Origin of the sequence: Serratia montpellierensis, assembly GCF_020858655.1 — a bacterium.
Classification (GTDB): Bacteria; Pseudomonadota; Gammaproteobacteria; order Enterobacterales; family Enterobacteriaceae; genus Serratia; species Serratia montpellierensis.
Genome location: NZ_VOSN01000020.1, coordinates 1 through 236, shown reverse-complemented (window position 1 = coordinate 236; position 236 = coordinate 1). Strand labels below are relative to the sequence as shown.

The following is a 236-nucleotide window of genomic DNA, read 5'->3' as shown; positions in this document are numbered from 1 at the left end:
CGCCTGAAAGTGCGCTTCATCACCGAGGTGGCCTGGCAGGCGCACTTCGTGAAAAACATGTTTATTCGCCCGAGCGACGCCGAACTGGCGGACTTCGAGCCGGACTTCGTGGTAATGAACGGCGCCAAATGCACCAACCCGGACTGGCAGCAGCAAGGGCTGCATTCGGAGAACTTCGTCGCCTTCAACCTGACGGAACGCATGCAGCTGATCGGCGGCACCTGGTACGGCGGCGA

General features: G+C 61.0%; 1 protein-coding gene. It reads left to right on the top strand.

The window, feature by feature from the left end:
• A partial coding sequence (locus FUU19_RS20680) for a phosphoenolpyruvate carboxykinase (ATP) (protein ID WP_230490564.1) occupies positions 1–236 on the top strand: 236 nt, incomplete at both ends.